This is a genomic window from Halorientalis brevis (assembly GCF_042678165.1).
In the GTDB taxonomy this organism is placed as follows: Archaea; Halobacteriota; Halobacteria; order Halobacteriales; family Haloarculaceae; genus Halorientalis; species Halorientalis brevis.
On record NZ_JBHUDJ010000001.1, the window covers coordinates 653,860 to 674,242 of the forward strand.

The following is a 20,383-nucleotide window of genomic DNA, read 5'->3' on the forward strand; positions in this document are numbered from 1 at the left end:
TCACAACTCGTAGCGCTCGCCGTCGACGGCCAGCGGGTCCTCGAACGCCTCGTCGGCGGGGACGTAGTGCGAGACGTGGACGACCCGCGTGTCGGCGGCGTTCAGTTCCTCGCCGAGGGATTTCGCACCCTCGATGGTCATGTGTTTGGTGCCGAAGGTGCGCGGCACCCCCGAGTCGTCCTCGTGTTTCCCGCCGTAGGGGTGGTGTTCGGACATGTGGGCGGGGACGATCCCGTCGGCGAGCAGGAGGTCGGCGCCTCGCAGGCGCTCGCGGGAGGACTCGGGAATGCCGAAGCTCGTGTCGCCGGACAGCGAGAGTTTCGCGCCCGTCTCGGGGTCTTCGACGACGAGCCCGTAACAGACCAGCGGCGGGTGGTCGACGGGCAGGAGCGTCACCTCGAAGCCGCAGGTCTCGAACGGCTCCAGCGGCGTCTGGGGGTGCGCGGTGATGGCGTCGAGGTAGTCGAAGCGGCGTTCGACGGTGTCGGCGACGCTCTCCGACGTGTTGGGGTCAGTCTCGTCGGCGGCGTACACCGGGAGCGACGAGAGCAGGCGGTACGCGTTGCCGAGGCCGTCGAGGTGGTCGAAGTGGATGTGGGTGATGACGGCGGCGTCCGGGAGGTCGACGTCGCGTTCGAGGAACTGGTATCGGAAATCCGGGCTGGCGTCGACGAGCAGGGACTCGCCGGTGCGCTCGTTGTGGACGTGGACGGAGTAGCGCGTGCGCTCGACGTCGTGCTCGCGAGCGTACTCGCAGGTGTCACAGGAACAGCCTGCCGTGGGCGTCCCGGTCGTGTCTCCCGTTCCCAGCAACGTGACCTGCATCGTTCACGGAGTGATTCCCCGTGGAGAAAAAGCCCTCCCCTCAGAGTGGTTCAGTCGTGTGAGTGGTCGTGTGCTTCGCCGTCGTGACTGTGGTCGTGTGACTCGTCGTTGCCCGCACCGGAGATGTCGCCGCCGGCGACCAGGGCGTCGGCGTCGCCGTCGATCATGTCCAGGTTCTTGAGGTTGTCACGTTCCTCGAAGTCCGCGACGGCGTCCTCCAGGTCCTGCTGGGTGAGCGTCGTGCGCTCCTCGGTCAGCGCCGAGAGCACGGCTTCCCGGAGCACCAGGCGGAGGTCGCTGCCGGTGAGGCCCTCGGTGATCTCCGCGAGCGTGTCCGGGTCGAAGTCGATGATCTCCATGTCCCGGGTGACGACCTGGAGGATGTCCGAACGCATGCTGCGGTCGGGCTTGGGGAAGTTGACGATCTCGTCGAAGCGTCGCCAGGCCGCGGCGTCTAACTGATCGGGGTGGTTGGTCGCGCCGATGAGCAGGACGTCGTCGTCGATGAGGCTGATGTCGTCGATGCTCTTCAGGAGCGTGTTGACCGCCCGCTTGATCGCCGCGTGTTCGTCCGAGGAGCGGGTCTTCGCCACGAAGTCGAACTCGTCCATGAAGAAGATACAGGGCGCGAGCCGCCGGGCGACCTCGAAGGACTTGTCGACGTTCTTGGCAGTCTCGCCGAGGTACTGGCTGGTGATCATCGAGAGCTTCACCTCGACGAACGGGAGTTCCAGGTCGTGCGCCAGCGCGCGGGCGACGGACGTTTTCCCGGTGCCCGGCGGCCCGACGAACAGGAGCTTCCCGATCTCTCGGAGACCGATCTGTGCGAGGTAATCGCGGTGTTCGATGGCTTTGACGATCTTGTGGATCTCGCCCTCCTGGTCGGGCGTCAACACGAGGTCGTCCATGGTCATCTCGACTTCCTCGGGCGCGCGGATGTCCACGAGGTCGAGCATCTCCTCTTCTTCCTCCTCGTCGAAGTACTCCTCGAGGAGACTGTCGATCCAGGCGCGGTCCGCGCGGGCCGGTCGGTTCACCTCGCGGGCGGCCTCGTGGCTCACGTCGAACTCCTCGCCGTACGCGGCCGCGAGGGCGGGGTTCGCGCGGATGCGATCCTCGTCGGCGCGGTCGAGGAACCACTCCTCGGCCAACTCCTGGTCGGTGAACTCAATGTCGCCCGAGAAGTCGTCGCGCTGGGTGAACATCAGGTCCCCCACGGCGTCCCAGGGACGGTCCACGTCAGTCGCGTCGGCGGCCGTCTGGCCGGTCGCCGACAGCGGCCGCTCGATCCGGCCGTCCGTCCAGAACACCTGCCGGTAGGCCGGCGGCAGGTCGTCCTCGTCCAAGTCGCGGTCCCCATTGTACACTGCTGTCGTCAGCAGGAACTCGACAACGTCCAGCTCCGGGTTACTCATTCCCAACTCGGTTACCGCGCGACGGATATAAGCCCCCCGGACTCGATCGCAGGTGTGAGAGACAGCCACCCACACAGGAACATCAGTTGTTAACCACACATCTCACAGAGTTAACAACCACAAAGCGGCGGTTGTCGTCCCCACCGGGAGGTCGGACGGGCGAGACAACTGTTCGTGCAGGTGTTACCAGTTCTACGGCATTTAACATCGTGGACCCTGATTGGGTGTGTATGGCAGAGAACACACCTGTTGTCGTGCAGGCTTACCGAACCCCACAGGGCAAAGAAGACGGCGTCTTCGCGGACGTGCGCAGCGAGGACCTGTCGATTCCACTGATCAACGAGATGCTCGCCGAGACCGGTCTCTCCGGCGAGGACGTCGACGATCTCATCTGGGGCTGTGCCCAGCAGCGCGACGAACAGGGCAACAACATGGCCCGCGTCATCGCGCTCCTGTCCGACCTGGGCGAGTCCGTCCCCGCGACGACGGTCAACCGCTGGTGTGCGTCCTCGGCGCAGTCGATCATCTCGGCCAGTGACGCAATCCGCGCCGGCCAGCGCGAGTGCATCATCGCCGGCGGCGTCGAGAGCATGTCCCGGGTCAAGATGGGCCAGAACACCCCGAACGTCCACCCGAGCATGAACGAGGACTACAACGTCGCGGAGCTGGACATGGGGATGACCGCCGAGAAGGTCGCCGAGGAGTACGACATCTCCCGCGAAGAGCAAGACGAGTACGCCGCTCGCAGCCAGCAGCGCGCCGTCGCGGCCACCGAGGAAGGTCGCTTCGACGACGAGATCATCCCGATCCAGGGCCACGACGAGGACGGCAACGAGATCACCGTCGAGGAAGACGAGGGACTCCGCCCGGGGACGACCGCCGAGAAGCTGGCCGAACTGCCGACCGTGTTCAAAGCGGACGGGACCGTCACGCCCGGCAACGCCAGCCAGGTCTCCGACGGGGCGGCCGCGACGATGATCACGAGCAAGGAGTTCGCCGAAGAGCACGACCTGGACGTCCTCGCCGAGGTCGGCGGCAACAACGTCGCCGGCGTCGACCCGACCGTCATGGGAATCGGCCCGGTTCCCGCGACCCGCGGCCTCTGTGAGCGCACGGGCCGTGATCCGGAGGACTACGACCTCGTCGAACTCAACGAGGCCTTCGCCTCCCAGTGTTACTACTCACAGCAGGAACTCGGCTTCGACGACGACATCTTCAACGTCAACGGCGGCGCCATCGCCATCGGGCACCCGCTGGGCGCCTCCGGTGCTCGCCTGCCCGTGACGCTCATCCACGAGATGAACAAGCGCGACGCCGAACTCGGCCTCGCCACCGAATGCGTCGGCTTCGGCCAGGGCGCTGCGATCGAGTTCCGACTGCCCTGAGCAGCGACCCAGTGCACTCTTTCTCCTGACGCGCCGGCACCGACGAAGAGCGCCGAACGAAGCACTCCCAGTGACCGGGGCCCTACGCTAGGAACTGCGTATGCCGCGCTCGGCCCGATAAGCAGGTCTTACGGTCGCGGGGTCGGCGCGAGGGGACGCCCAATCGATACATAACTACGGCACTGGCGCGGGTGGATAGCACTGGAGGTGGATACACGAGCAGTGTTCGCTCGCGCACCGACGCTTCACCTACTCCCCGAACTAGCATCACCGACGCGTCATCCGAGCGTCGTCCACGACCACCCGTCACGTCCGCAGCGCTCCGCCGCGCTGCCAGGATACCCTCGTCGTCGCTCATGACCCATCGCGGCGCTCGGGTCCCCGGCGATGCCCATCTCTCCCCCTTCCACACGTTCAACGACCGCGAGCGGCGACTGTCAGGCGGCAGCACGGTTATAGTGACCCGCATTCCACCACCAGTATGCACCGCGTCGACGGATTCGAGCACCGGCCGGGCAACCACTGTGGGTCGACCTCCCTCCGGAACCTCGCCGACTACTACGGATGGGGATACGACGAACTGACCTGTTTCGGCCTCGCGTCCGGCCTCGGCTTCACCTTCTTCGAGCTGCCGGAGAGTCCGCATCGCGCCTTCTTCGGTCGCCCGCTCTGGCTCGAACGCGCCTTCTTCGAGCAACTCGCCATCGGACACGACCACCGGAGCGGACAGGACTGGGCCGACTTCCTGGCGTCGCTCCGGACGCGGATCGACGAGGACGACCCGGTCCTGGTGTTCACCGACATCTACTATCTGGACTACTATCAGACGGACACCCACTTCGCTCCCCACTCGCTGCTGGTGATCGGCTACGACGAGACCGAAGAGACGGTGCTGCTCGCCGACAGCGAGTTCGAGACGCCACAGGAGTTACCGCTGGCACGCCTCCGCGCGGCGATGACCTCCGAGTACATGCTGCCGGACACCACCCGCTCGCTGGTCGTCACGGAGCCGAAGCCGAACAGGACGTTCGCCGAGGCGGCGCCGACGGCTATCGCCCGGACGGCCAGATACATGCTCTCGCCGTCGGCGGTCGACCGCGAACTCGGCCCCGGCACGCACGGGCTGGCGGGGATTCGCGCGTTCGCCGACGAACTCACCGAGTGGACGGCCTTCGACGACCCGCAGTGGACAGTCAGGTTCGCCTACCAGAACGTCGAACGCCGAGGCACCGGTGGCGGCTGTTTCCGGCGGATGTACGCCGAGTTCCTCGACGCCGCGGCCGAAGCCGTCCCGGCGGTTCCGATGGCCGCGGCCGACGAGATGGCCGACGTCGCCGCCGACTGGACGGCGGTCGGCGAGACGCTCAAAACGGCCAGCGAGTGCGACGACGCCGACGCGATGGCTCCGTATCTGGCCGAGGCGGCCGACGCGGTTCAGGAGTTGGCCGACCGCGAACGGCGGCTGTTCGAGGACCTGCTGGCGGCGGTCAGGTGACGGTCGCGGCGATGATGCGGGCCTCGATGCGGTTGAGGTGTTCGCCGACGGTGCCGACGGTGCAGTCGCACGCGTCGGCGATCTCCTCGTAGGTGGCCTGGCGGGGCACCTCGTAGTAACCGAGTTCGACGGCGGCCTCTAACACCTCGCGCTGGCGCTCTGTGAGGGTGGCGATGGCGCGGCTGTCGTCCGGCTGGAACGTGCCCATCTCGGTCGCTTCGGCCTTGATCGAGTCCGGGACGTTGGCGAGCGCTTCCTGGATGTTGTCGTCGCTCCCGATGACGGTGACGCGGAGCCACCCCTCGCTGGTGAACTGCAAGGGCAGGTCGAGTACGAGACGGTACTCGTCGAGCAGTTCCAGGAGCCCGACGGCGGGGTCGCTGTCGTCGAAGTGGACGTAGGCGTAAAAGCCCGAGTCGCCGGGGATCAGCTCCCAGTCGAGCGCGCTGGGATGCTCGTCGAACACCGATTCGGCTGCGGACTCGTCGCCGCGGAGGCCGACGAGGACGATCCCGGTCTTGTCTTCGCGGAGACTGATGTACTTCAGCTGCTCCGGCGAAAGGTCGGGGTGCTCTTTGAGTGCCGCGATGATCGGGTGGAAATCTCGCTCTTCCAGCGGGATGAGCGAGAAGGTGAAATAGCGCATCGTCATGTGCGTGTCCCCACTCCGGTCGGTCGCTGCTGTGCTGGCTGCGTGGCGATACCTCGTGCTGACTGTCGGGTACGAGACGCGTTCGATGATGTCATGCTCTCTGCGTATCGTGGCGAAACGACAGTCGGTCCCTTTTCCCCCAGGCCCGGCAGCGCGGCCCGCCACGACGTGTGGTGTGACACCGTATGTGTTCTGAACCCTTATTTCCCGGTGGTCACATGTTGCTGCATGGACGTTACTGAGATGTTCTCGTATATGCCCTTCACGGACCTGCTCGGCATCGAACTGACCGAAGCTGCCGACGGGTACGCGGCGGGACGTGTCACGATGCGCGAAGAGTTGTCGTCGGTCCCCGGTGGCGACGTCGCCCACGGCGGCGTGACCTACTCGCTGGCCGACACGGTCGGGGGCGCCGCGGTCATCTCCCTCTCAGAGGACGTCTCGCCGACGATCGACATGCGGATGGACTACCTCGCGCCGGCCACCGACGACCTCGTCGCCGAAGCCGAAGTGCTGCGCATGGGCGGGAGCGTCGCCGTCGCCAGCATCGACGTCTGGGACGTCGAGGACCACCACGTCGCGACGGCTCGCGGCGTCTACAAGACGGGCGGTGACAGCGAGAACACGCCGTGGCTCGACGGCGACGGCGTGGAGACAGCGGCCGAAAACCGAGACACGGCCGGGAACGGCGACTAGAGCTCCCAGAACCGTCGGAACCCGCCGAGGTCGATCGAGAAGTCGAAGACGAAGTAGAGCGACTGGACGGCTTCCGGAACGACGTAGGGGATTTCGCGGGTGCGCGTGTTCCCCGGCGCGATCTGCTTCCGCCGCTTGAGCGCGTTCGGGAGCGCTTCGCGTGCCGCAGCGTCGATCCGGAAGGCTTGCCCACGGTCGTCTTTGAGGCTCGTGTGGCTGATCTGGCGGACGAGTTTCGGGGCGTCGGCCCCGTTTTCGATGCTCAGTTTCGGGATCACGTACACCCGTCCGTCGCCGGCGGCGCCCGCGCCGTCGATCGACTGGACGATGCGGAAGTCCTCGAGCGTCACGGACAGGCCCTCCTGGGTGACCGTCTCGCCCACGTCGTAGGTCACCACGTCGAGCGTCTGCTCGAACCGCGTGGCGAGTTCGACCGACTCCCCGAGGTCGACCGTCACTCGATCGAACGAAACCGAGGGCGTCTCGAACGTGAACACGGCGCTGGCACTGCTCGGGTCGGCCGGCGCCTGGAACGGAACCGAACTCCAGACGACTTCGCCGGGCGCGAGCTGTTCGTAACTGACCTCGGCGCCGACGTCAGTGCCGAACCGCCAGTGGCGATACGTCTCCCCCTGCTCGTCCTCGAGGTGCATCCGCATGTTGCTGAAGGAGATGTACTCGCCGACGGTTCGGTTCTTGATGCCGAGGTCGAGCATGAGCAACTCTTGATCCAGCCCCTGGGCCGATTGCCGCTCGAACCCCCTGACGACGAGGGCGAGTTTCTCGTCGGCGACGATCTCGCCCACCGTCGCCGTCGGTTCGGCCTCGTCGACCGTCGTGTACTCGACGGGCGTCTCGGTCTCGGTGGGTGCCGGTGCGTCTCCCCCTCGATCCTCCTGGCTGAACGGCCGGTTCGTCGGCGTGGACGAACCGCCACCGGAACAGCCGGCGAGCGCGAGGGTGCCGAGCGCGGCACCCGACTGGAGCAGTCGGCGACGTGAGAACGGCGTCTCTGCGGTCATGTGGCCGGCCGTAGGAGAACACTCCGTATAAGCTTCCTGTAACAGAGCGAGGGGCTCAGTCGCCGGCGGCAGACGAACCAGCGATCTTCTCGTCGGGAACGGTGCCGTCGGCGTTCCAGCCGCGCTGTTCGTAGTAGTTCGACAGCTCCGCCGCCAACCCCTCGATCTCGTAGGGGAGCGACTCGTCGTCGGCGCGGTCTCTCCCGCGCTGGTTGTTGAAGTGCCGTTCGAGCTCGACGATGCGGCTGCCCACGTCCATGAGCCGGTCGTACTCGGCCTGGAACAGCGCTTCCGTACGCTCCTCGGTCATGTTCGAGAAGGAGAACTTACAGAGGACGCCGCTGTCTTTGACCGCGTTGAGGTTCTCGTGTTCGATGAGCGTCGCCGATTTGCCGTCGACGCCCTCCTTCGGGAGCGCCTCGTTGGGCGCGACCAGGGGATACTCGAGGTTGTACATCTCGGCGTACATGTGGTCCGCACCGCGGTTCGAGGTCGCAAACGACAGCGCCTGGCCGTTCAGCGTGCGCCCGTCGTGCGCCGAGAACTCCATGCCTTTCATCGTCCAGTTCTCCACGCCCAGGTCGTCGTGGATGCGGTCGATTCCCTCAGCGAGCAGGTCGCCCTCGTCCTCGCGGTAGGCGATCTTTTCGACGAGTTCGAGCAGCAGGTCGTCGTTGCCAAACTCGTCGTTTGCGGCGAGATAGGCGGCGATGGTGTCCCCACACGAGATGGTGTCTAGCCCGAGCTGGTCGCACTTGTCGTTCGCCGTCATGATCGAGACGAAGTCGTCGACCAGCGCGTTCGACCCGAACGCCATCACCGTCTCGTACTCGGGGCCTTCCGTCGTGAACCCGGTCTCCTCGTCTTTCGTCGGGAGTTTGCAGGCGAACGCACACGACGAGCAGGTGCCGTTCTCGTACTTGTGGTCGATGACCGCCGACGAGCCGATCGACTCCATCCGGTCGAAGGACTGCTCCGCGAAGTACTTCGTCGGGATCGCCTCGACGGCGTTGGCGTACGACGAGACCGACACCGTGCCGGCGTCTTTCATCGGGCTATCGGAGGTCGCCGCTTCCTGGTGGACCGCGCGCGTGATCTCCTCGTCGAGGTCGTACTCCGGTCGGGAGTCCCCGTCGAATGTGACGAACTTCACGCCTTTCGCGCCGAGGACGGCGCCGAGGCCCCCGCGGCCGAACGCGCGCGACTCGGAGGTGATGATCGCCGCGTAGCGCACCTCGTTCTCGCCGGCCGGCCCGACGATGGCGGTGTGCTCCATCCCGAGGTCGTGTTCTGCGTCGACGTACTCGACGACCTCGTCGATCGTCGCTCCGTCGAGGTTCGATACGTCTTCGAACGTAACGCAATCGTCCCAGACGTGGACCCCGACGAGGTCGTCGCTCGCCCCCGTGATCTCGACGGCGCCGTAGCCCGTCTCGACGAACGGCCGGGACATGTACCCGCCCGCGTTCGAAGAGAGCAAGCCGTCGGTCAGCGGCGACAGTCCCGTACAGTTCATCCGCCCGGTGAAACTCATCGTCGCCGTCTGGAGCGGTCCCGTCGCGAAGACGAGCCGGTTGTCCGGCCCGAGCGGGTCAGCGTCGAACGGAATCCGGTCGTGCGCGAGTTTCGTCCCGACCCCTCGACCCCCGATGAACGACTGGAGGACGTCGTCGATGTCTTCTTCCGTCGTCGTTCGATCCCCGACGTCGATACTGAGCAGCGGCCCTTTCCCGTGAATCATTACCAATCATGTCAATGTATGCCGAACTAATAAATCGACGGCAAGTATTTTCAGGATAGTTATTACAGCGTTAGCGATCGCGGGCGTCGGTTGAGAGCAGGTAGCTCCCGCGCCGCACGTGTACTCTGACGGACGGAGATGAAACTCCGCGTCGTTGGTTCGTGAAAAGAGCCTAGGCCGGAATTTGAACCGGAGGAAGACTCGCTATGCTCGTCTTCCAGGAATTCAAATTCCGCTCGGCACACACGCTCACCCTGGGGGACGGAGATACAACTCCGTTCCATATCGTTCGCGAGAAGAGCCTAGGCCGGAATTTGAATCCGGGGTCTCGTCCTTACCAAGGACGCGCTTTACCGCTAAGCTACCCAGGCATACCGTCGTTGTGTCCGCAATACACGGTAACAGGAGATTGTCTTTAGGCGTTTCGATTTAGTGGTCGGCCGAGGTCCGCGCTTCACCGGTCGGCGAGGCGTCGGTTCCGACGAGGCCGTCGAGCCGGTCGCGGACGGCCTCGGTGAGCACGGCATCGGCCGGTGGCAGCCCGGTCCCGGCGTCCGCGAGGTCGGTGACGAACTCCCGGAGGTGGACCGGTGCGCTGCCGCCGGCGGCGGTCGTGCCGGCGACGACGGCCAGTTCGAGCACGTCGGTTTCGAGGTTGTGGTCCAGCGTCGGGTCGGCGGTCTCGCGGCGGACGGTCTGGTCGCGGCCGAACGATCGGACGACCGAGACGGCGGCGTCGGCGGCTTCCGTCCGGGCCAGCAGGTAGAACCCCCGAGCCACGAGGATGTCGGCGACGAGAACGTCCACGTCGGCGGCGGCGGCGCGTCGCGACTTGCCGTCCGAATCGGGTCGGTCGGCGGTGACCGGGACGGCCTGCCAGGCGCCGGTCGACTCGCCGGTGTCCCAGGGGCTCTCGTGGGCCAGTGCACGGGTCAGGCGCAGGCCTTCGTAGATGAGCTGTACGCCGGCAGCGCGGTCGTCGATGCCCTCGGAGCCGATCGCATCGTCGACGGCCGCTGCGCTGAGAAGCGTGAGCGCCCCGGGGGCCATCGAGCCGGCCTCGACGCGCTGCTCGATGCGCTCGAAGAGCCGGGCGGGGTCGACGTCATCGACTGCTTCCAGCGCCGCTCGCCGGACCGCAGCGGCTTCCTCCATTACCGCGACCTAGCGGCGGGAAAGGCAAAGACCTTTGGAAACGACCGACCAGGAGTGTCCAATGCTTGCCACGACTGACGAGGAGTCCCTTCGGGTGATTACGCTCGACCGCCCCGACCGGCGGAACGCGCTGACCCCCGACGGACTGGACGCACTGCAAACGGCCGTAACCGAGACCGACGCCCCCGTGATCTACCTCCGGGGTGCCGGCGACGCCTTCTGTGCCGGTGCCGATCTGGACGTGGTCGCGGACCTCGACGGGGAGGCGGCACCAGCCTTCGCCGAGCACGGGCAGGCGGTCGCGCGGGCCATCGAAACCAGCGACAGCGTCGTCGTCGCTGGCGTCGACGGCCCGGCGCGAGGCGGCGGCGTCGAACTGGCACTGGCCTGTGACCTGCGCGTGGCGACCGAACGCGCGACGTTCGCGGAGACCGGCGTGACGCTCGGACTGTTCGGCGCCTGGGGCGGCACGGTTCGATTGCCCCGCGTCGTCGGCGAGGGCGAGGCGATGGACATCGCGCTGTCCGGACGCGTCGTCGACGCCCAGGAGGCGCTGCGCATGGGACTCGTCTCGCGCGTCGTCGACGACCCGAAAGCCGTCGCCGAGTCGCTGACCGACAACGACCACGCCGCACTCTCACTGCTGAAAGACCGGATGCGGGATACCGCGGCGCAGGAGACTCAGGAGGCCCGCGAGGCCGAAACGTTCGCGACGCTCATCGAGCGGGCGGATTTCGACCGCTGATGACCGATGAATCCCGCAGCGAGGGAATATCACGTGAACCGAAAGGATTGAATCGTAGACTCGCCAAGCAATTGAGACGACAAGGGAGAGCACATGCCGGATTGTAACTACTGTGCGGAGTCGTTCGCCGACGAGGACGCCTACCTGGAGCACCTGCACGCGGCGCACGACGAGGGGGAACTCAGCAGAATCGACAGGCGACGCGTCGAACAGCACGTGGGTGACGACGGCGGCGAGTTCCCGACCGGGCCGGTCGTCCTCGGCGGGTTGCTCCTGTTCACCGTCGGCGTCATCGTCTACGTGACGTTTTTCGTCTGGGGCGGCAGCAGTGCCGCGACCACACCGATGGGTGACGTCGCACAGACTCCGACGAACGTGGGCGACGTCCACGAACACGGCCACATCAACGTCACCATCGACGGACAGACGCTCGATTTCAGCCAGCCCAAGTTCCAGAAGCCACAGCAGTACCCGGGATTCCACTTCGAGGCCGGCGACGGGTCGGCATGGCACGTCCACGCGAAGGGCGTCACCCTCGAGTACGCGATGGCGACGCTGGGCATCGACGTCACCAGGAGCACGGTGACCTACGACGGAACGACCTACCGCGACAGCGATCCCGGGACGAACGTCACGGTCCAGGTGAACAACGAGTCCGTCAATCCGGCGACGTACGAACTCGAAGGCGTCGGCCCGGACAGCGGCGAGGGCGGCGACTTCGTCCGCATCCTCGTCGAAATGAACGAATCGGCGTAGCTCAGTACAGCGGCTCGGGGCCTGGGGGGACCTGCCGTTTGTGCGCGCTGCGTTCGTACAGTTCGCGGACGTGCTCGATCAGGTCTTCGTCGACGTCGAGCGTCCGGACGGTCGCGGACGTCGAGAGCGGTCCGTCGACGTGGAGTGCGAGGATCGAATCGAGCGTGTCGTAGTCGACGCCGAGTTCCTCCGCGTCGGTCTGCCCCGACCACATCTCGGCGCTGGCGGTCTTCTCGGCGAGGTCGTCCTCGACGCCGAGGTGTTTCGCTAGCTGGCGGACCTGCTGTTTGTACAGGTTGGCGATGGGGTGACAGTCCACCGCGCCGTCGCCGTACTTCGTGAAGTAGCCCACGAGCGCCTCGCTGCGGTTCCCCGTCCCCAGGACCAGGGCCTGCCGACGGTTCGCCGCGAAGTAGTTGAGGACTGCCCGCGTCCGCACGCGAAGGTTCCCGACGGCGGTCTTGAGGGGATCACTGCTCGTGTCCGCGTCCGCGTTGACGCTCGGGACGGCCGTCAGCATTGCGTCGACGATGGGTTCGATCTCGATGACGTCGTAGGAGATGCCCAGCGTCTCGGCGACGCGTTCGGCGTCGCTCATGTTCCGGTCGCGGTTGACTTCGCTCGGGAGTACGAGTCCGTGAACGCTGTCGGCTCCGAGCGCCTCGACGGCCAGGTACGCAGTGGTCGTGCTGTCGATGCCCCCCGAGAGCCCGAGAACGGCTTCCTCGACGCCCGCGGCGTCGAGTTGGTTCCGGATGAACGCGACGATGTGTTCGCGATGGCGTTCCAGTTCAGCCGCCGACAACGAGAGATCGAGTGGCTCGCCAGCGCGCTCGACCGAACTCGATTCAGACATGCCGACGGCTACGTCCGGGAGGGACTATACGCTTTCCATCCGGGGAATTACGCCAACATTATCGCACAATCGTCGCAAGAATCGGAAGAGCGTCCACTTACTGGAAAAAATGGCGGCCGTTCGGAGATGCGCTATCGGCGGTTGCCCTCGCGACTGCAGGACGCTGCTTTCACATCGGCGGGCCTTGGCCCTGGCCCTGTCCGGGCTGATCGGCGGTCTCGTCTTCCAGGACGAGGACCCGGAACGTCTCGTTGCCGGCGGCCTCGTCGGGGTTGAGGTAGCCGGTCGCGATGCCGGTGTAGGCCTGTCCGCCCTCGACGGAGACGTCGACGGTCGTCACGACCTCGCCGTCGTTGTTCGCCGTCGCCGGACGGACTTCGAGGGTGTAATCGCCCGGCGGGACGGTCTCGTAGTCGGTCGCGTTGCCGAAGCTCACGTTGTCGAACAGCACGTCACCGCTCTCCGCGACGGTCACGTCGACTGTCGGCGCGTCGGGAGAGAGGTGTGCGAGGCGGACCATCGCTTCGTCCTCACCCGGTTGCGCGTCGTCGGCGAGCAGAACCGGCGTGAAGGCGCGTTCCGCGCCGGGGGTGACTTCACCCGCGGCAGCGATGGTGTACTGTCCTGGTTTGACCGGGATGTCCTGCTGGAACACCACGTTGGTGGCGTTGCCAGCTTCCGTGATCGTGACGTTGTGCATCCCGGGCTGGAGCTCGACGTAGTCCGTCGCGTTCCCGAACGCGAGGTCTTCGACGGCCGGTTCACCGTCGACGTAGATGTCGACCGGCGGCGCGTCGGGGGACGCGTGAACGAGCCGGACCTGTGCCTGTCCCTGTGACTGGTTCTGCGCCTGCGATTGGTTCGGGGTCTGTTCCTGTGTGGCCGCCACTGCGCCACCAGCGATCGCGATGCTGCCGATCGCGACCGTTGCCAGCGTGAGCGCCACCAGTTGTACTGCAGTCAATCCTCTGTTTTCGCTGCCAGACATGCACCGCACACATTGGCCGACAGCACCTTCGTTATGAGTGAGGTATTCCAGACCGCCAGACGGCGCCCAGTGAACGGTCACTGGAAAGACTGGATTTCCGAAAAATCGTAGCAACGTGCCCCGCATCCGACAGGGGCCAGGAGAAACGAGTGCGACAGCGACCGGTCCGTATGTCCACCGAGTTCGTCCCCGTCCCGGAGTATCGGTCGCTATCTCGACGCTAGTGGGTAGGTTACCGAAAGCGAGCGCGCGTTTCGGCGGGCTTTCCAGACAGCGCTCGCCGGCGATCGCGTGGCCGGAAGCGCTACGTTCAAGTGCCGCGGTCGGATACGGATGGAATGAGCGCCGGTGTCCTGCGGAGCGCGGCGACGCAGGGCTCGGGGCGCGAACGAAGTGAGCGCGCCGGTGTTGAGACGGACGAAGTCCGTCGATGCTCGGCGCGAGTGAGCAAAGCGAACGAAGCGCCGGTGGTCTAGTGGTAGGACATGAGCTTCCCAAGCTCATAGCCCGGGTTCAATTCCCGGCCGGCGCATCCTGCAAGGAACGGCCCGCGAGTGACGAGTACCGCTGTCGCTCACCGAGTCGCCGCCACGGACTGTGTTCCGGTCACCCCTGCCGGCGAACGAACAGACCGGTCGCGATGGTGACGCCGGCAACGACGCCGGCGGCTGCGGCCGGTCCCGTCACAGCGGGGAGTCCCTGCTGAGACGCGGACGTCGATGCCGGCGGTGCGTCTGCGGCGCTGGCTGCGGTCGCCGGTGGGACCATCGTTCTGGTCGTCTCGTCGGTGGTGTTCGCAGCCGTCACGGCGGTCGCGTTCCCGACGAGCAAGCCGGTGACGAGCAGCGCGAGAACGAGCGCTGTCACTGCCAGTGATCGAACTGATTCGGTCGAAACGACCGGCGATTCCCCTACTCCGGACTGCGTGCTGGAACGGTTCATTGTACCCCCCGGAAGCGCCCCGTGTTGTGCGTCGACGGTCGTCGACTGCACCCCCCACAGGTCCGAGACTTCCGTCTGACCGGTACGTCTCGAATGCGTCCTTGTAAGCGTTTGCCGCTGTTTTCATAATCTAATATGTGAAATAAACAAAACCACATGTTATCAAACTGGACCCATCTACAGAGACGACGATCGGTTTCGTCGCAGAACCTACCGGACTGAAACGGGGCCGAGCACAGTTGTGTTTGCTGAGGATCATGATGATTCGATGATTATATTACACGGTAGCGGAAGTTACGCACAGGCGATGGACTGGGAGGAGTTCGTCGAGGAGGGGGTGGACGAGACGCTGTTCGAGTGGATCGTCCCGATGGTGAGCCTGATGTTGCTCGGGCTCATTACGGGGTTCGCACGGTTACACGTCGCAGAGCCGTTCTTTTTCGTGGTGGACCTGCTGTTGCCGGCGCTGTTCGTGATGCTCATCGTGTGGCAGGGGCTGCAGCTCCACCAGTCGGACCTCGCGACGGGACAGCGACGGACGGTCGCGGTCTGGTACGCGCTGGGGATTTACACGATGCTCGGACTCGGCGGCTGGACGGTGCTGCTGGAGATACTCGGTCAGTCACGGGTGCCGATGAGCGTCGAGATTCTGACGCAAGTCGTCGCGGGCGGCTTCTTCGGGCTGTTGGTCGGGACGGCACAGGTGCGGTCCCAGCAGAACGCCCAGAAGGCGACGGAGGCGAAGCTCGAACAGGAGTTCCTCGAACGCCAGCAGGAGACAAACGAGGTGTTGAACCGAATCCTGCGCCACCACCTGCTGAACGGACTAACGGTCATCCGCGGGCAGACACAGGTCCTCGAAACCCACGTCGACGAGGACGGCGAGGAGTACGTCGAGACGGTGATCGACCAGGCCAGCGAGATGGCAGACACCATCGAAGAGATCCGGACGATTACCCGGACGCTCACCGAGGATCCGGAACTGCTCCCGGTCGACCTGGCGTCGGTCCTCGACGCGGAACTGGAGCGAGCGCGGCGGAACTACCCGGAGGCGACGTTCGAGGTGAACGGGACGGACCCGGAGGGCATCGCCGTGGAAGCCAACGACCTGCTCGGGCGGGCGCTGGCGAACGTCCTCAACAACGGCGTCGAACACAACACGGCCGCCGAGCCACACGTCGAAGTGTCGCTCACCGAGCGTGACGACGAGGTGGTGGTGGCCGTCGCGGACAACGGTCCCGGCGTGGCCGACGACCGCAAAACCGAGGTGTTCGAGGCGAGCGAACGCGGAATGAACAGCGACGGCGAGGGACTCGGTCTGTTCCTGACCGCGTCGATCGTCCGGCAGTACGGCGGCGAGTCCTGGATGGAAGACGGAGCGCCGCGAAGCGCTGCAGGCAGTCAGCCGCAGGCCGACGAACACCGGACGGGGAGCGTCGTGAAGCTGTCGCTCCCGAAAGTCTGAATTGACGGCCAGTAGCAGGCGAGCGGTTATTCGAGGAAGTCGGGAAAATCAGTCTGTTCCGGGTCCGGATCGGGGCGGTCGATCGCTTCGGTCCGGTCGGCGACGGCGGAGGGGAAATCCGTCGCGCGGTCGGCGGCGTCTTTGAGGAGCTGTACGGTGTCGACGTCCCACTCCTCGTCGAGACCGATCAACTCGGCGTCGAACTCGTCGGTGAGGAGTCGTCGCCAGAGTGTCATCCCGCGTGCGTCGGTCTCCTGCATTCGTTTCGCCGTCTTGCCTTTTCCTTCCCTGTAGGCGAGTTCGACGATGCTGGCGTCGTAGTTCGTTCCCATCTCCGCCTGGACCGCCTCGAACTCCTCCTCGTTGGGTTCGCCCATCGAAGCGGCGACGCCGAGCGCGAACGCGCGGACCATGGCCTCGTCGCGGTCGAGCGAGTCCCAATCGGGGTCGAACTGTTCCTCGTAGAGGCTCATCGTTTGACCTTCTCGTCAGGGTACACGCGGAGACCGTTATCCGAGAAGTCGATCTTGTAGATGTCACAGTCGATGGCCGTCCCGCGCATCTTGATCGTCTGTACGCCTCGCGTCATGCCGCCCGACTCCATGTAGTTGTGGAAGAAGATGACGCCGTGCGCCAGGTAGTGCTCGTCGGCGTAGGAGGTCGGGTCGGTCATCTCCGAGATGAGGAGGATGGTCGTATCCGTCTGTTTCAGCGCCGAGAGAAAGCCGGTGATCTCGTCGGACATGTCCGAGAAGAAGTGCTGGAGGAGCATCGTCGAGTCGATGACCGCCCGATCGATCCCGTTGGACTCGATGAACGCCGCCAGCCGATTGGTCAGGCCCCCTTCGGTCCCGAACTGCGTGATGGTCCGCTTGCCGGCCTCGGTGACGAGATTGAGAAACTGCACCCGATCCGACCGCATCACCTTCTCGAAGCCGAAGTCGAAGTTTCCCATGTCGTGGATGAGTTCCTCTTTCGACTCGTGCATCGTCACGTACAGGCAGTTCTGGCCGTTCCGCGCCCCGTCCGTGATGAACTGCGAAGAGAACGTGGTTTTCCCGCTCCCCGGCGGGCCACTCACCACGTACAGCCGTTGCGCCGGGAGACCGCCCTCGACGAGTTCGTCGAAGCCCGGGACGCCGGTCGAAACTCTCATGCGCTCAACATACCCGCGTCCGACCATAGTTGTTTGCTTCTTGTTCTCACGTTTGAGAACGCAACCGACAGACGGCGGCGGGGTCGCTTCGATCCGGGGGTTCCGTCAGTCAGCGAAACACGCGTCGAAAGAGTGAGTCGCTCGGATTGAGTGGAGGTGCTCGGTCGCCTCGGCGTCGAATTTCATGGGCCGCCGCCACCACGGTCCCTTCCCGGAGTCGCTCGACAGCTCGGTGACCAACTGGTTCGCGTCGCTCCCGGCCGTCCGCGTGCTCAGCGGAATCGCCGTGTCGTAGAGCCCGGACCCGTCGGGGTCGCCCGTCACGAGGACGCGCGCGTCGAACTCGCTGCGCTTGACGTGAGCGTTGTTCGCGTAGGGAGCCCGCTCGGCCGCCGCCAGCTCGCGATACTCCTCGCCGGTGATGGCGTCGCGAGCCAGGCGGAACTGCCCGATGAGGAAGGCGCCCCACTCCGGCGGTGCCCAGTCAGGGCGGTCCGCACCGGTCGCGAGCGTCGCGTAGAACAACAGGTAGTCGCCCGCCGAGAGCTTCGAGAGCGGACTGGCTTTGATCCCGTGTTCGTCGCCGTAGGTGTAGCGTTCACAGCGTGGATACTCGGCGAACTCCGGATCGAGGTGCACCGGCGCGTCCCGGTATCCGTCCGGCAGCGACGTTTCGAGGTCGAGATCGGCGTAGGTCGGGACCGCGTCGCTGGTCGGTTTCGACTCGGGAATGGGGACGTACTCGAAGGAGCCGTCGGAAAAGAGCGGCCCGCGGACGCCGGGCTCGTTGGTGTTGGCGGCGACGTTGATCGCGACGCTCTGCATACCCGCACTCCGACGAGTGCAGGGAAAAGCGACTCGCTACCGCAGCGGCGAAACGCACTGTTTGCAGTATCGATACGTGGCCGCCTGCTCGTTGAACGCACCGCAGTGTTGGCAGTACAGACCGTCCTCCGTGGCCCTCCCGCCGGTCTGATCCCGCTTCAGTCGGTCCCCTGCCGCGTACCGCTCGCCGGTTCCAGGCGAGGGCTGCTCGACCGATGGCTCGCTGTCCCGGAAATACCGGTACACCAGCAACTGAAGGAGACTGAACCCCACGATGTACGCCACGATCCAGGTCCAGACCTCCATGGCGTGGTATACGTTGTCACAGTACTTGGGTCTGTCCCCCCACTTTTTACAGCACGGGGGTGTCCTCGGCCTCCGGCCTGCGGGCACCCCCGTCTGCAAAACCTGGACTAACACTGCCGGACGACTCGCTCACTTCGTTCGCTCGCGTCCGGTGTCATCATGAGTGACCAACGGAAACGAACGAGGGCTCGGAAAACGCGGAGTGTCTTCAGGCGAACCGGCGCGCCAGATGCTAGCGTGCTCACTGTGTGTGCCCACTGAGCAGTGAAGACTGCCAGCATCCGCGAACGAAGTGAGCGGTTTACCGGACGCGAGCGACCGCAAGGAGCGAGCCGTCCGGCTTTTTTAGCGTAGATTTTTTGCACGAGTGGTGCCCGCAGCGCGTCAGCGTGAGGACACCCGAGTGCAAAAAAGGTACTCTGTACTGAGCAAGCAGAGAACCGGAGTTCGAGGTTCGGGAGAAGAGAAGGCGACAGATCGGACCTGCGTCCTCAGGCGTCCGGCGGCTGGAGGTCGCGCTTGAATTCGTCGAAGGTGTCGAGATTCTCGGGCACTTCGTACTCGACGCGCCGCGCCTCGCGGTTGTCCTCGTTGGCGTCTTCGATCGGTTCGGCGACGCTCTCCCAGCCCTCTTTGACGGCGACGGATTTCGCGGGCTGACCGGCGGCGATGTGGTGGGCGGGGACGTCGCTCCCGGCGATGGATTTGGCCGCGAGAATGGAGTTCTCGCCGAGTTTGACGCCGGCGCGGACCATCGAGTCGTAGGTGACCCGGACGTCGTCCTCGATGATGGTGTGGTAGTTGTCGATGTGGGTCTGGTCGTTGACGTCGTGGTCGTGGCTGTAGACGTGCGCGTTGTCGGAGATCGAGACGCGGTCGCCGACGGTGAGTTTCCCGCGGTCGTCGAGGTGCACGTCGTCGTGGACGACGACGTTGTCCCCGAGTTCGATGTTGTGGCCGTAGGTGAAGGTGATGCCCTTGAACAGGCGGAGGTCGTCGCCGGCCTCGGCGAAGAGGTGTTTGGCGAGCATCTGGCGGAAGCGCAGCGCGAAGGCGATGTTGTCGGCCATCGGCGTGGCGTCGAACTGCCGCCAGAGCCACTGGAGGTACTTCGATTGCCGGAACTCGTCCTCCATCGCTTCGACCTCGGCGTAGTACTCGCTTTCGAGCGTCGCGTTGCAGGGGTCGTACCCCTGGAGGCGAACGCGCTCGGCAGGCGAGACGTCGCCGCCGTCCTGCCAGCGCTCGTACGCCTCTCGATCGCCGTGCAGATCGACGAGCACGTCCTCCACGACGTCGCAGGTGCTCTCATCGCTGGAGAGTCGCTCGTCGACCTCCGTGAGGAACGCCCGGAGCCCCTCCTCAGCCAGGGGCGGCAGCGAGACGTGGCGCTTCGTCATGTCCCTTCGATAGACCGGCCCAGTGATAGTGGTTTTCGTTGGCTGCGCCGCCATTACCGCGAGGTAACCGAACGGTTCCGGACCGATAGCGGGCGTCGTCCCACACAAGGACAGTTCTGCCAATCGTGTACACGGCTCCGGACGAGCACGGAAGATTGAAACACGTTCGCCAACAGGGACGACATAACGTGCAGCGAAAGTTCAAACTCGTCGTCGCAGGCGTGGGCATCGCACTCTTGTTCGGACTGCTCACGACGACGTCAACCGCGACGACGCAGTTCGTTTCGCCGACGGAACTCGACGAGGGCTCCCACGCCAGCGACCGCGTCAACCTCGAAGGCCGCGTGGCGAATCTCAGCACCGCCGGTGACCGCATCACGTTCAGGGTGACCGACGGGAACGCGTCCGTCCCGGTCGTCTACGAGAAGACGATGCCCGAGACGATGGCGAACGGCCGCATCGTCGTCGCGAAGGGCGTCTACGAGGACGGCCGACTCGACGCCCGCCAGCTCTCGGTCAGGGCACACGAGGGGTCCGAGCGCCCCGACGACACGTGAC

21 protein-coding genes and 2 tRNA genes are annotated in these 20,383 nt (G+C 65.3%); 8 read left to right on the plus strand and 15 right to left on the minus strand.

The window, feature by feature from the left end:
- Together ACFR9U_RS03350 and ACFR9U_RS03355 are read right to left on the minus strand one after the other, a co-directional pair.
- Positions 1 to 825, minus strand: coding sequence for an MBL fold metallo-hydrolase (locus ACFR9U_RS03350; RefSeq protein ID WP_247376703.1), 825 nt, complete (start codon positions 823 to 825; stop codon positions 1 to 3).
- 50 nt (positions 826 to 875) lie between these two features.
- Positions 876 to 2,240 carry an ATP-binding protein gene (locus tag ACFR9U_RS03355; protein ID WP_247376701.1) on the minus strand — a complete coding sequence of 455 codons (1,365 nt, stop codon included), beginning with the start codon at positions 2,238 to 2,240 and terminating at the stop codon, positions 876 to 878.
- Between the two features lie 230 nt (positions 2,241 to 2,470).
- On the opposite strand from ACFR9U_RS03355, the gene ACFR9U_RS03360 reads away from it, so the two are divergent.
- On the plus strand, positions 2,471 to 3,625 hold the full coding sequence (locus ACFR9U_RS03360) for a thiolase family protein (RefSeq protein WP_247376699.1): 1,155 nt from the start codon (positions 2,471 to 2,473) through the stop codon (positions 3,623 to 3,625).
- 481 nt (positions 3,626 to 4,106) lie between these two features.
- Entirely contained in the window at positions 4,107 to 5,120 is a 1,014-nt protein-coding gene (locus ACFR9U_RS03365) for a BtrH N-terminal domain-containing protein (protein WP_247376698.1), read from the plus strand.
- On the opposite strand, the gene ACFR9U_RS03370 is transcribed toward ACFR9U_RS03365, so the two are convergent.
- On the minus strand, positions 5,113 to 5,772 hold the full coding sequence (locus ACFR9U_RS03370) for a helix-turn-helix domain-containing protein (RefSeq protein ID WP_247376696.1): 660 nt from the start codon (positions 5,770 to 5,772) through the stop codon (positions 5,113 to 5,115). The two genes, ACFR9U_RS03365 and ACFR9U_RS03370, sit on opposite strands and share 8 nt — an antisense overlap.
- Positions 5,773 to 6,000: 228 nt before the next feature.
- Here ACFR9U_RS03370 and ACFR9U_RS03375 point away from each other — a divergent pair, with 228 nt between their 5' ends.
- Entirely contained in the window at positions 6,001 to 6,468 is a 468-nt protein-coding gene (locus ACFR9U_RS03375; RefSeq protein WP_247376694.1) for a PaaI family thioesterase, read from the plus strand.
- Here ACFR9U_RS03375 and ACFR9U_RS03380 read toward each other — a convergent pair.
- The 4 genes from ACFR9U_RS03380 to ACFR9U_RS03395 all read right to left on the minus strand — a co-directional run bounded on the left by ACFR9U_RS03380 (position 6,465) and on the right by ACFR9U_RS03395 (position 10,386).
- Positions 6,465 to 7,490, minus strand: a complete 1,026-nt coding sequence (locus ACFR9U_RS03380) for a DUF4352 domain-containing protein (RefSeq protein ID WP_247376693.1) — start codon at positions 7,488 to 7,490, stop codon at positions 6,465 to 6,467. The genes ACFR9U_RS03375 and ACFR9U_RS03380 overlap by 4 nt on opposite strands.
- Positions 7,491 to 7,545: 55 nt before the next feature.
- A complete protein-coding gene (locus tag ACFR9U_RS03385) occupies positions 7,546 to 9,231 on the minus strand; it encodes an aldehyde ferredoxin oxidoreductase C-terminal domain-containing protein (RefSeq protein WP_247376691.1) in 1,686 nt (561 codons plus the stop codon).
- A 299-nt stretch (positions 9,232 to 9,530) separates the two neighbouring features.
- Positions 9,531 to 9,602, minus strand: a tRNA-Thr gene (locus ACFR9U_RS03390).
- A 58-nt stretch (positions 9,603 to 9,660) separates the two neighbouring features.
- On the minus strand, positions 9,661 to 10,386 hold the full coding sequence (locus ACFR9U_RS03395; protein WP_247376689.1) for a DUF7114 family protein: 726 nt from the start codon (positions 10,384 to 10,386) through the stop codon (positions 9,661 to 9,663).
- A gap of 61 nt (positions 10,387 to 10,447) precedes the next feature.
- Here ACFR9U_RS03395 and ACFR9U_RS03400 point away from each other — a divergent pair, with 61 nt between their 5' ends.
- On the plus strand, positions 10,448 to 11,131 hold the full coding sequence (locus ACFR9U_RS03400) for an enoyl-CoA hydratase/isomerase family protein (RefSeq protein WP_247376688.1): 684 nt from the start codon (positions 10,448 to 10,450) through the stop codon (positions 11,129 to 11,131).
- Positions 11,132 to 11,224: 93 nt separating this feature from the next.
- Positions 11,225 to 11,887 carry a hypothetical protein gene (locus tag ACFR9U_RS03405; protein WP_247376686.1) on the plus strand — a complete coding sequence of 221 codons (663 nt, stop codon included), beginning with the start codon at positions 11,225 to 11,227 and terminating at the stop codon, positions 11,885 to 11,887.
- Between the two features lies 1 nt (position 11,888).
- Here ACFR9U_RS03405 and ACFR9U_RS03410 read toward each other — a convergent pair whose 3' ends face one another.
- Both ACFR9U_RS03410 and ACFR9U_RS21340 read right to left on the minus strand, forming a co-directional pair.
- Entirely contained in the window at positions 11,889 to 12,743 is an 855-nt protein-coding gene (locus tag ACFR9U_RS03410) for an NAD+ synthase (protein WP_247376683.1), read from the minus strand.
- A 169-nt stretch (positions 12,744 to 12,912) separates the two neighbouring features.
- Positions 12,913 to 14,235: a DUF4397 domain-containing protein gene (locus ACFR9U_RS21340; RefSeq protein ID WP_465262011.1), complete on the minus strand. Its 1,323-nt coding sequence runs from the start codon at positions 14,233 to 14,235 to the stop codon at positions 12,913 to 12,915.
- On the opposite strand from ACFR9U_RS21340, the gene ACFR9U_RS03420 reads away from it, so the two are divergent.
- Positions 14,193 to 14,263 (plus strand) — tRNA-Gly (locus ACFR9U_RS03420). The genes ACFR9U_RS21340 and ACFR9U_RS03420 overlap by 43 nt on opposite strands.
- A gap of 74 nt (positions 14,264 to 14,337) precedes the next feature.
- Here the strand turns inward: ACFR9U_RS03420 and ACFR9U_RS03425 are convergent.
- Entirely contained in the window at positions 14,338 to 14,598 is a 261-nt protein-coding gene (locus tag ACFR9U_RS03425; protein ID WP_247376679.1) for a hypothetical protein, read from the minus strand.
- 382 nt (positions 14,599 to 14,980) lie between these two features.
- Here ACFR9U_RS03425 and ACFR9U_RS03430 point away from each other — a divergent pair, with 382 nt between their 5' ends.
- Positions 14,981 to 16,138: an ATP-binding protein gene (locus ACFR9U_RS03430; RefSeq protein ID WP_379813763.1), complete on the plus strand. Its 1,158-nt coding sequence runs from the start codon at positions 14,981 to 14,983 to the stop codon at positions 16,136 to 16,138.
- Positions 16,139 to 16,164: 26 nt separating this feature from the next.
- Here ACFR9U_RS03430 and ACFR9U_RS03435 read toward each other — a convergent pair whose 3' ends face one another.
- The 5 genes from ACFR9U_RS03435 to ACFR9U_RS03455 all read right to left on the minus strand — a co-directional run bounded on the left by ACFR9U_RS03435 (position 16,165) and on the right by ACFR9U_RS03455 (position 19,825).
- Positions 16,165 to 16,611, minus strand: coding sequence for a hypothetical protein (locus ACFR9U_RS03435; protein ID WP_247376674.1), 447 nt, complete (start codon positions 16,609 to 16,611; stop codon positions 16,165 to 16,167).
- Positions 16,608 to 17,294 (minus strand): RAD55 family ATPase, encoded by a 687-nt coding sequence (locus tag ACFR9U_RS03440; protein WP_247376672.1) that lies wholly within the window; start codon positions 17,292 to 17,294, stop codon positions 16,608 to 16,610. The genes ACFR9U_RS03435 and ACFR9U_RS03440 overlap by 4 nt, the downstream gene beginning before the upstream one ends.
- 105 nt (positions 17,295 to 17,399) lie before the next feature.
- Entirely contained in the window at positions 17,400 to 18,119 is a 720-nt protein-coding gene (locus tag ACFR9U_RS03445) for an Nmad3 family putative nucleotide modification protein (protein WP_247376670.1), read from the minus strand.
- A 36-nt stretch (positions 18,120 to 18,155) separates the two neighbouring features.
- On the minus strand, positions 18,156 to 18,425 hold the full coding sequence (locus ACFR9U_RS03450) for a DUF7577 domain-containing protein (RefSeq protein ID WP_247376668.1): 270 nt from the start codon (positions 18,423 to 18,425) through the stop codon (positions 18,156 to 18,158).
- Between the two features lie 491 nt (positions 18,426 to 18,916).
- Entirely contained in the window at positions 18,917 to 19,825 is a 909-nt protein-coding gene (locus ACFR9U_RS03455) for an acyltransferase (protein ID WP_247376667.1), read from the minus strand.
- Positions 19,826 to 20,013: 188 nt separating this feature from the next.
- Between ACFR9U_RS03455 and ACFR9U_RS03460 the strand changes: the two genes are divergently transcribed.
- Complete coding sequence (locus ACFR9U_RS03460) at positions 20,014 to 20,382, plus strand: cytochrome c maturation protein CcmE domain-containing protein (RefSeq protein ID WP_247376665.1); 369 nt, start codon at positions 20,014 to 20,016, stop codon at positions 20,380 to 20,382.
- Position 20,383 lies beyond the last annotated feature (1 nt).

Coding starts and splice junctions, on each gene's coding strand:
- ACFR9U_RS03350 (WP_247376703.1), bottom strand. CDS start 825: ATGCAGGTCACGTTGCTGGGAACGGGAGACACGACCGGGACGCCCACG.
- ACFR9U_RS03355 (WP_247376701.1), bottom strand. CDS start 2,240: ATGAGTAACCCGGAGCTGGACGTTGTCGAGTTCCTGCTGACGACAGCA.
- ACFR9U_RS03360 (WP_247376699.1), top strand. CDS start 2,471: ATGGCAGAGAACACACCTGTTGTCGTGCAGGCTTACCGAACCCCACAG.
- ACFR9U_RS03365 (WP_247376698.1), top strand. CDS start 4,107: ATGCACCGCGTCGACGGATTCGAGCACCGGCCGGGCAACCACTGTGGG.
- ACFR9U_RS03370 (WP_247376696.1), bottom strand. CDS start 5,772: ATGACGATGCGCTATTTCACCTTCTCGCTCATCCCGCTGGAAGAGCGA.
- ACFR9U_RS03375 (WP_247376694.1), top strand. CDS start 6,001: ATGGACGTTACTGAGATGTTCTCGTATATGCCCTTCACGGACCTGCTC.
- ACFR9U_RS03380 (WP_247376693.1), bottom strand. CDS start 7,490: ATGACCGCAGAGACGCCGTTCTCACGTCGCCGACTGCTCCAGTCGGGT.
- ACFR9U_RS03385 (WP_247376691.1), bottom strand. CDS start 9,231: ATGATTCACGGGAAAGGGCCGCTGCTCAGTATCGACGTCGGGGATCGA.
- ACFR9U_RS03395 (WP_247376689.1), bottom strand. CDS start 10,386: ATGGAGGAAGCCGCTGCGGTCCGGCGAGCGGCGCTGGAAGCAGTCGAT.
- ACFR9U_RS03400 (WP_247376688.1), top strand. CDS start 10,448: ATGCTTGCCACGACTGACGAGGAGTCCCTTCGGGTGATTACGCTCGAC.
- ACFR9U_RS03405 (WP_247376686.1), top strand. CDS start 11,225: ATGCCGGATTGTAACTACTGTGCGGAGTCGTTCGCCGACGAGGACGCC.
- ACFR9U_RS03410 (WP_247376683.1), bottom strand. CDS start 12,743: ATGTCTGAATCGAGTTCGGTCGAGCGCGCTGGCGAGCCACTCGATCTC.
- ACFR9U_RS21340 (WP_465262011.1), bottom strand. CDS start 14,235: ATGAGCTTGGGAAGCTCATGTCCTACCACTAGACCACCGGCGCTTCGT.
- ACFR9U_RS03430 (WP_379813763.1), top strand. CDS start 14,981: ATGGACTGGGAGGAGTTCGTCGAGGAGGGGGTGGACGAGACGCTGTTC.
- ACFR9U_RS03435 (WP_247376674.1), bottom strand. CDS start 16,611: ATGAGCCTCTACGAGGAACAGTTCGACCCCGATTGGGACTCGCTCGAC.
- ACFR9U_RS03440 (WP_247376672.1), bottom strand. CDS start 17,294: ATGAGAGTTTCGACCGGCGTCCCGGGCTTCGACGAACTCGTCGAGGGC.
- ACFR9U_RS03445 (WP_247376670.1), bottom strand. CDS start 18,119: ATGCAGAGCGTCGCGATCAACGTCGCCGCCAACACCAACGAGCCCGGC.
- ACFR9U_RS03450 (WP_247376668.1), bottom strand. CDS start 18,425: ATGGAGGTCTGGACCTGGATCGTGGCGTACATCGTGGGGTTCAGTCTC.
- ACFR9U_RS03455 (WP_247376667.1), bottom strand. CDS start 19,825: ATGACGAAGCGCCACGTCTCGCTGCCGCCCCTGGCTGAGGAGGGGCTC.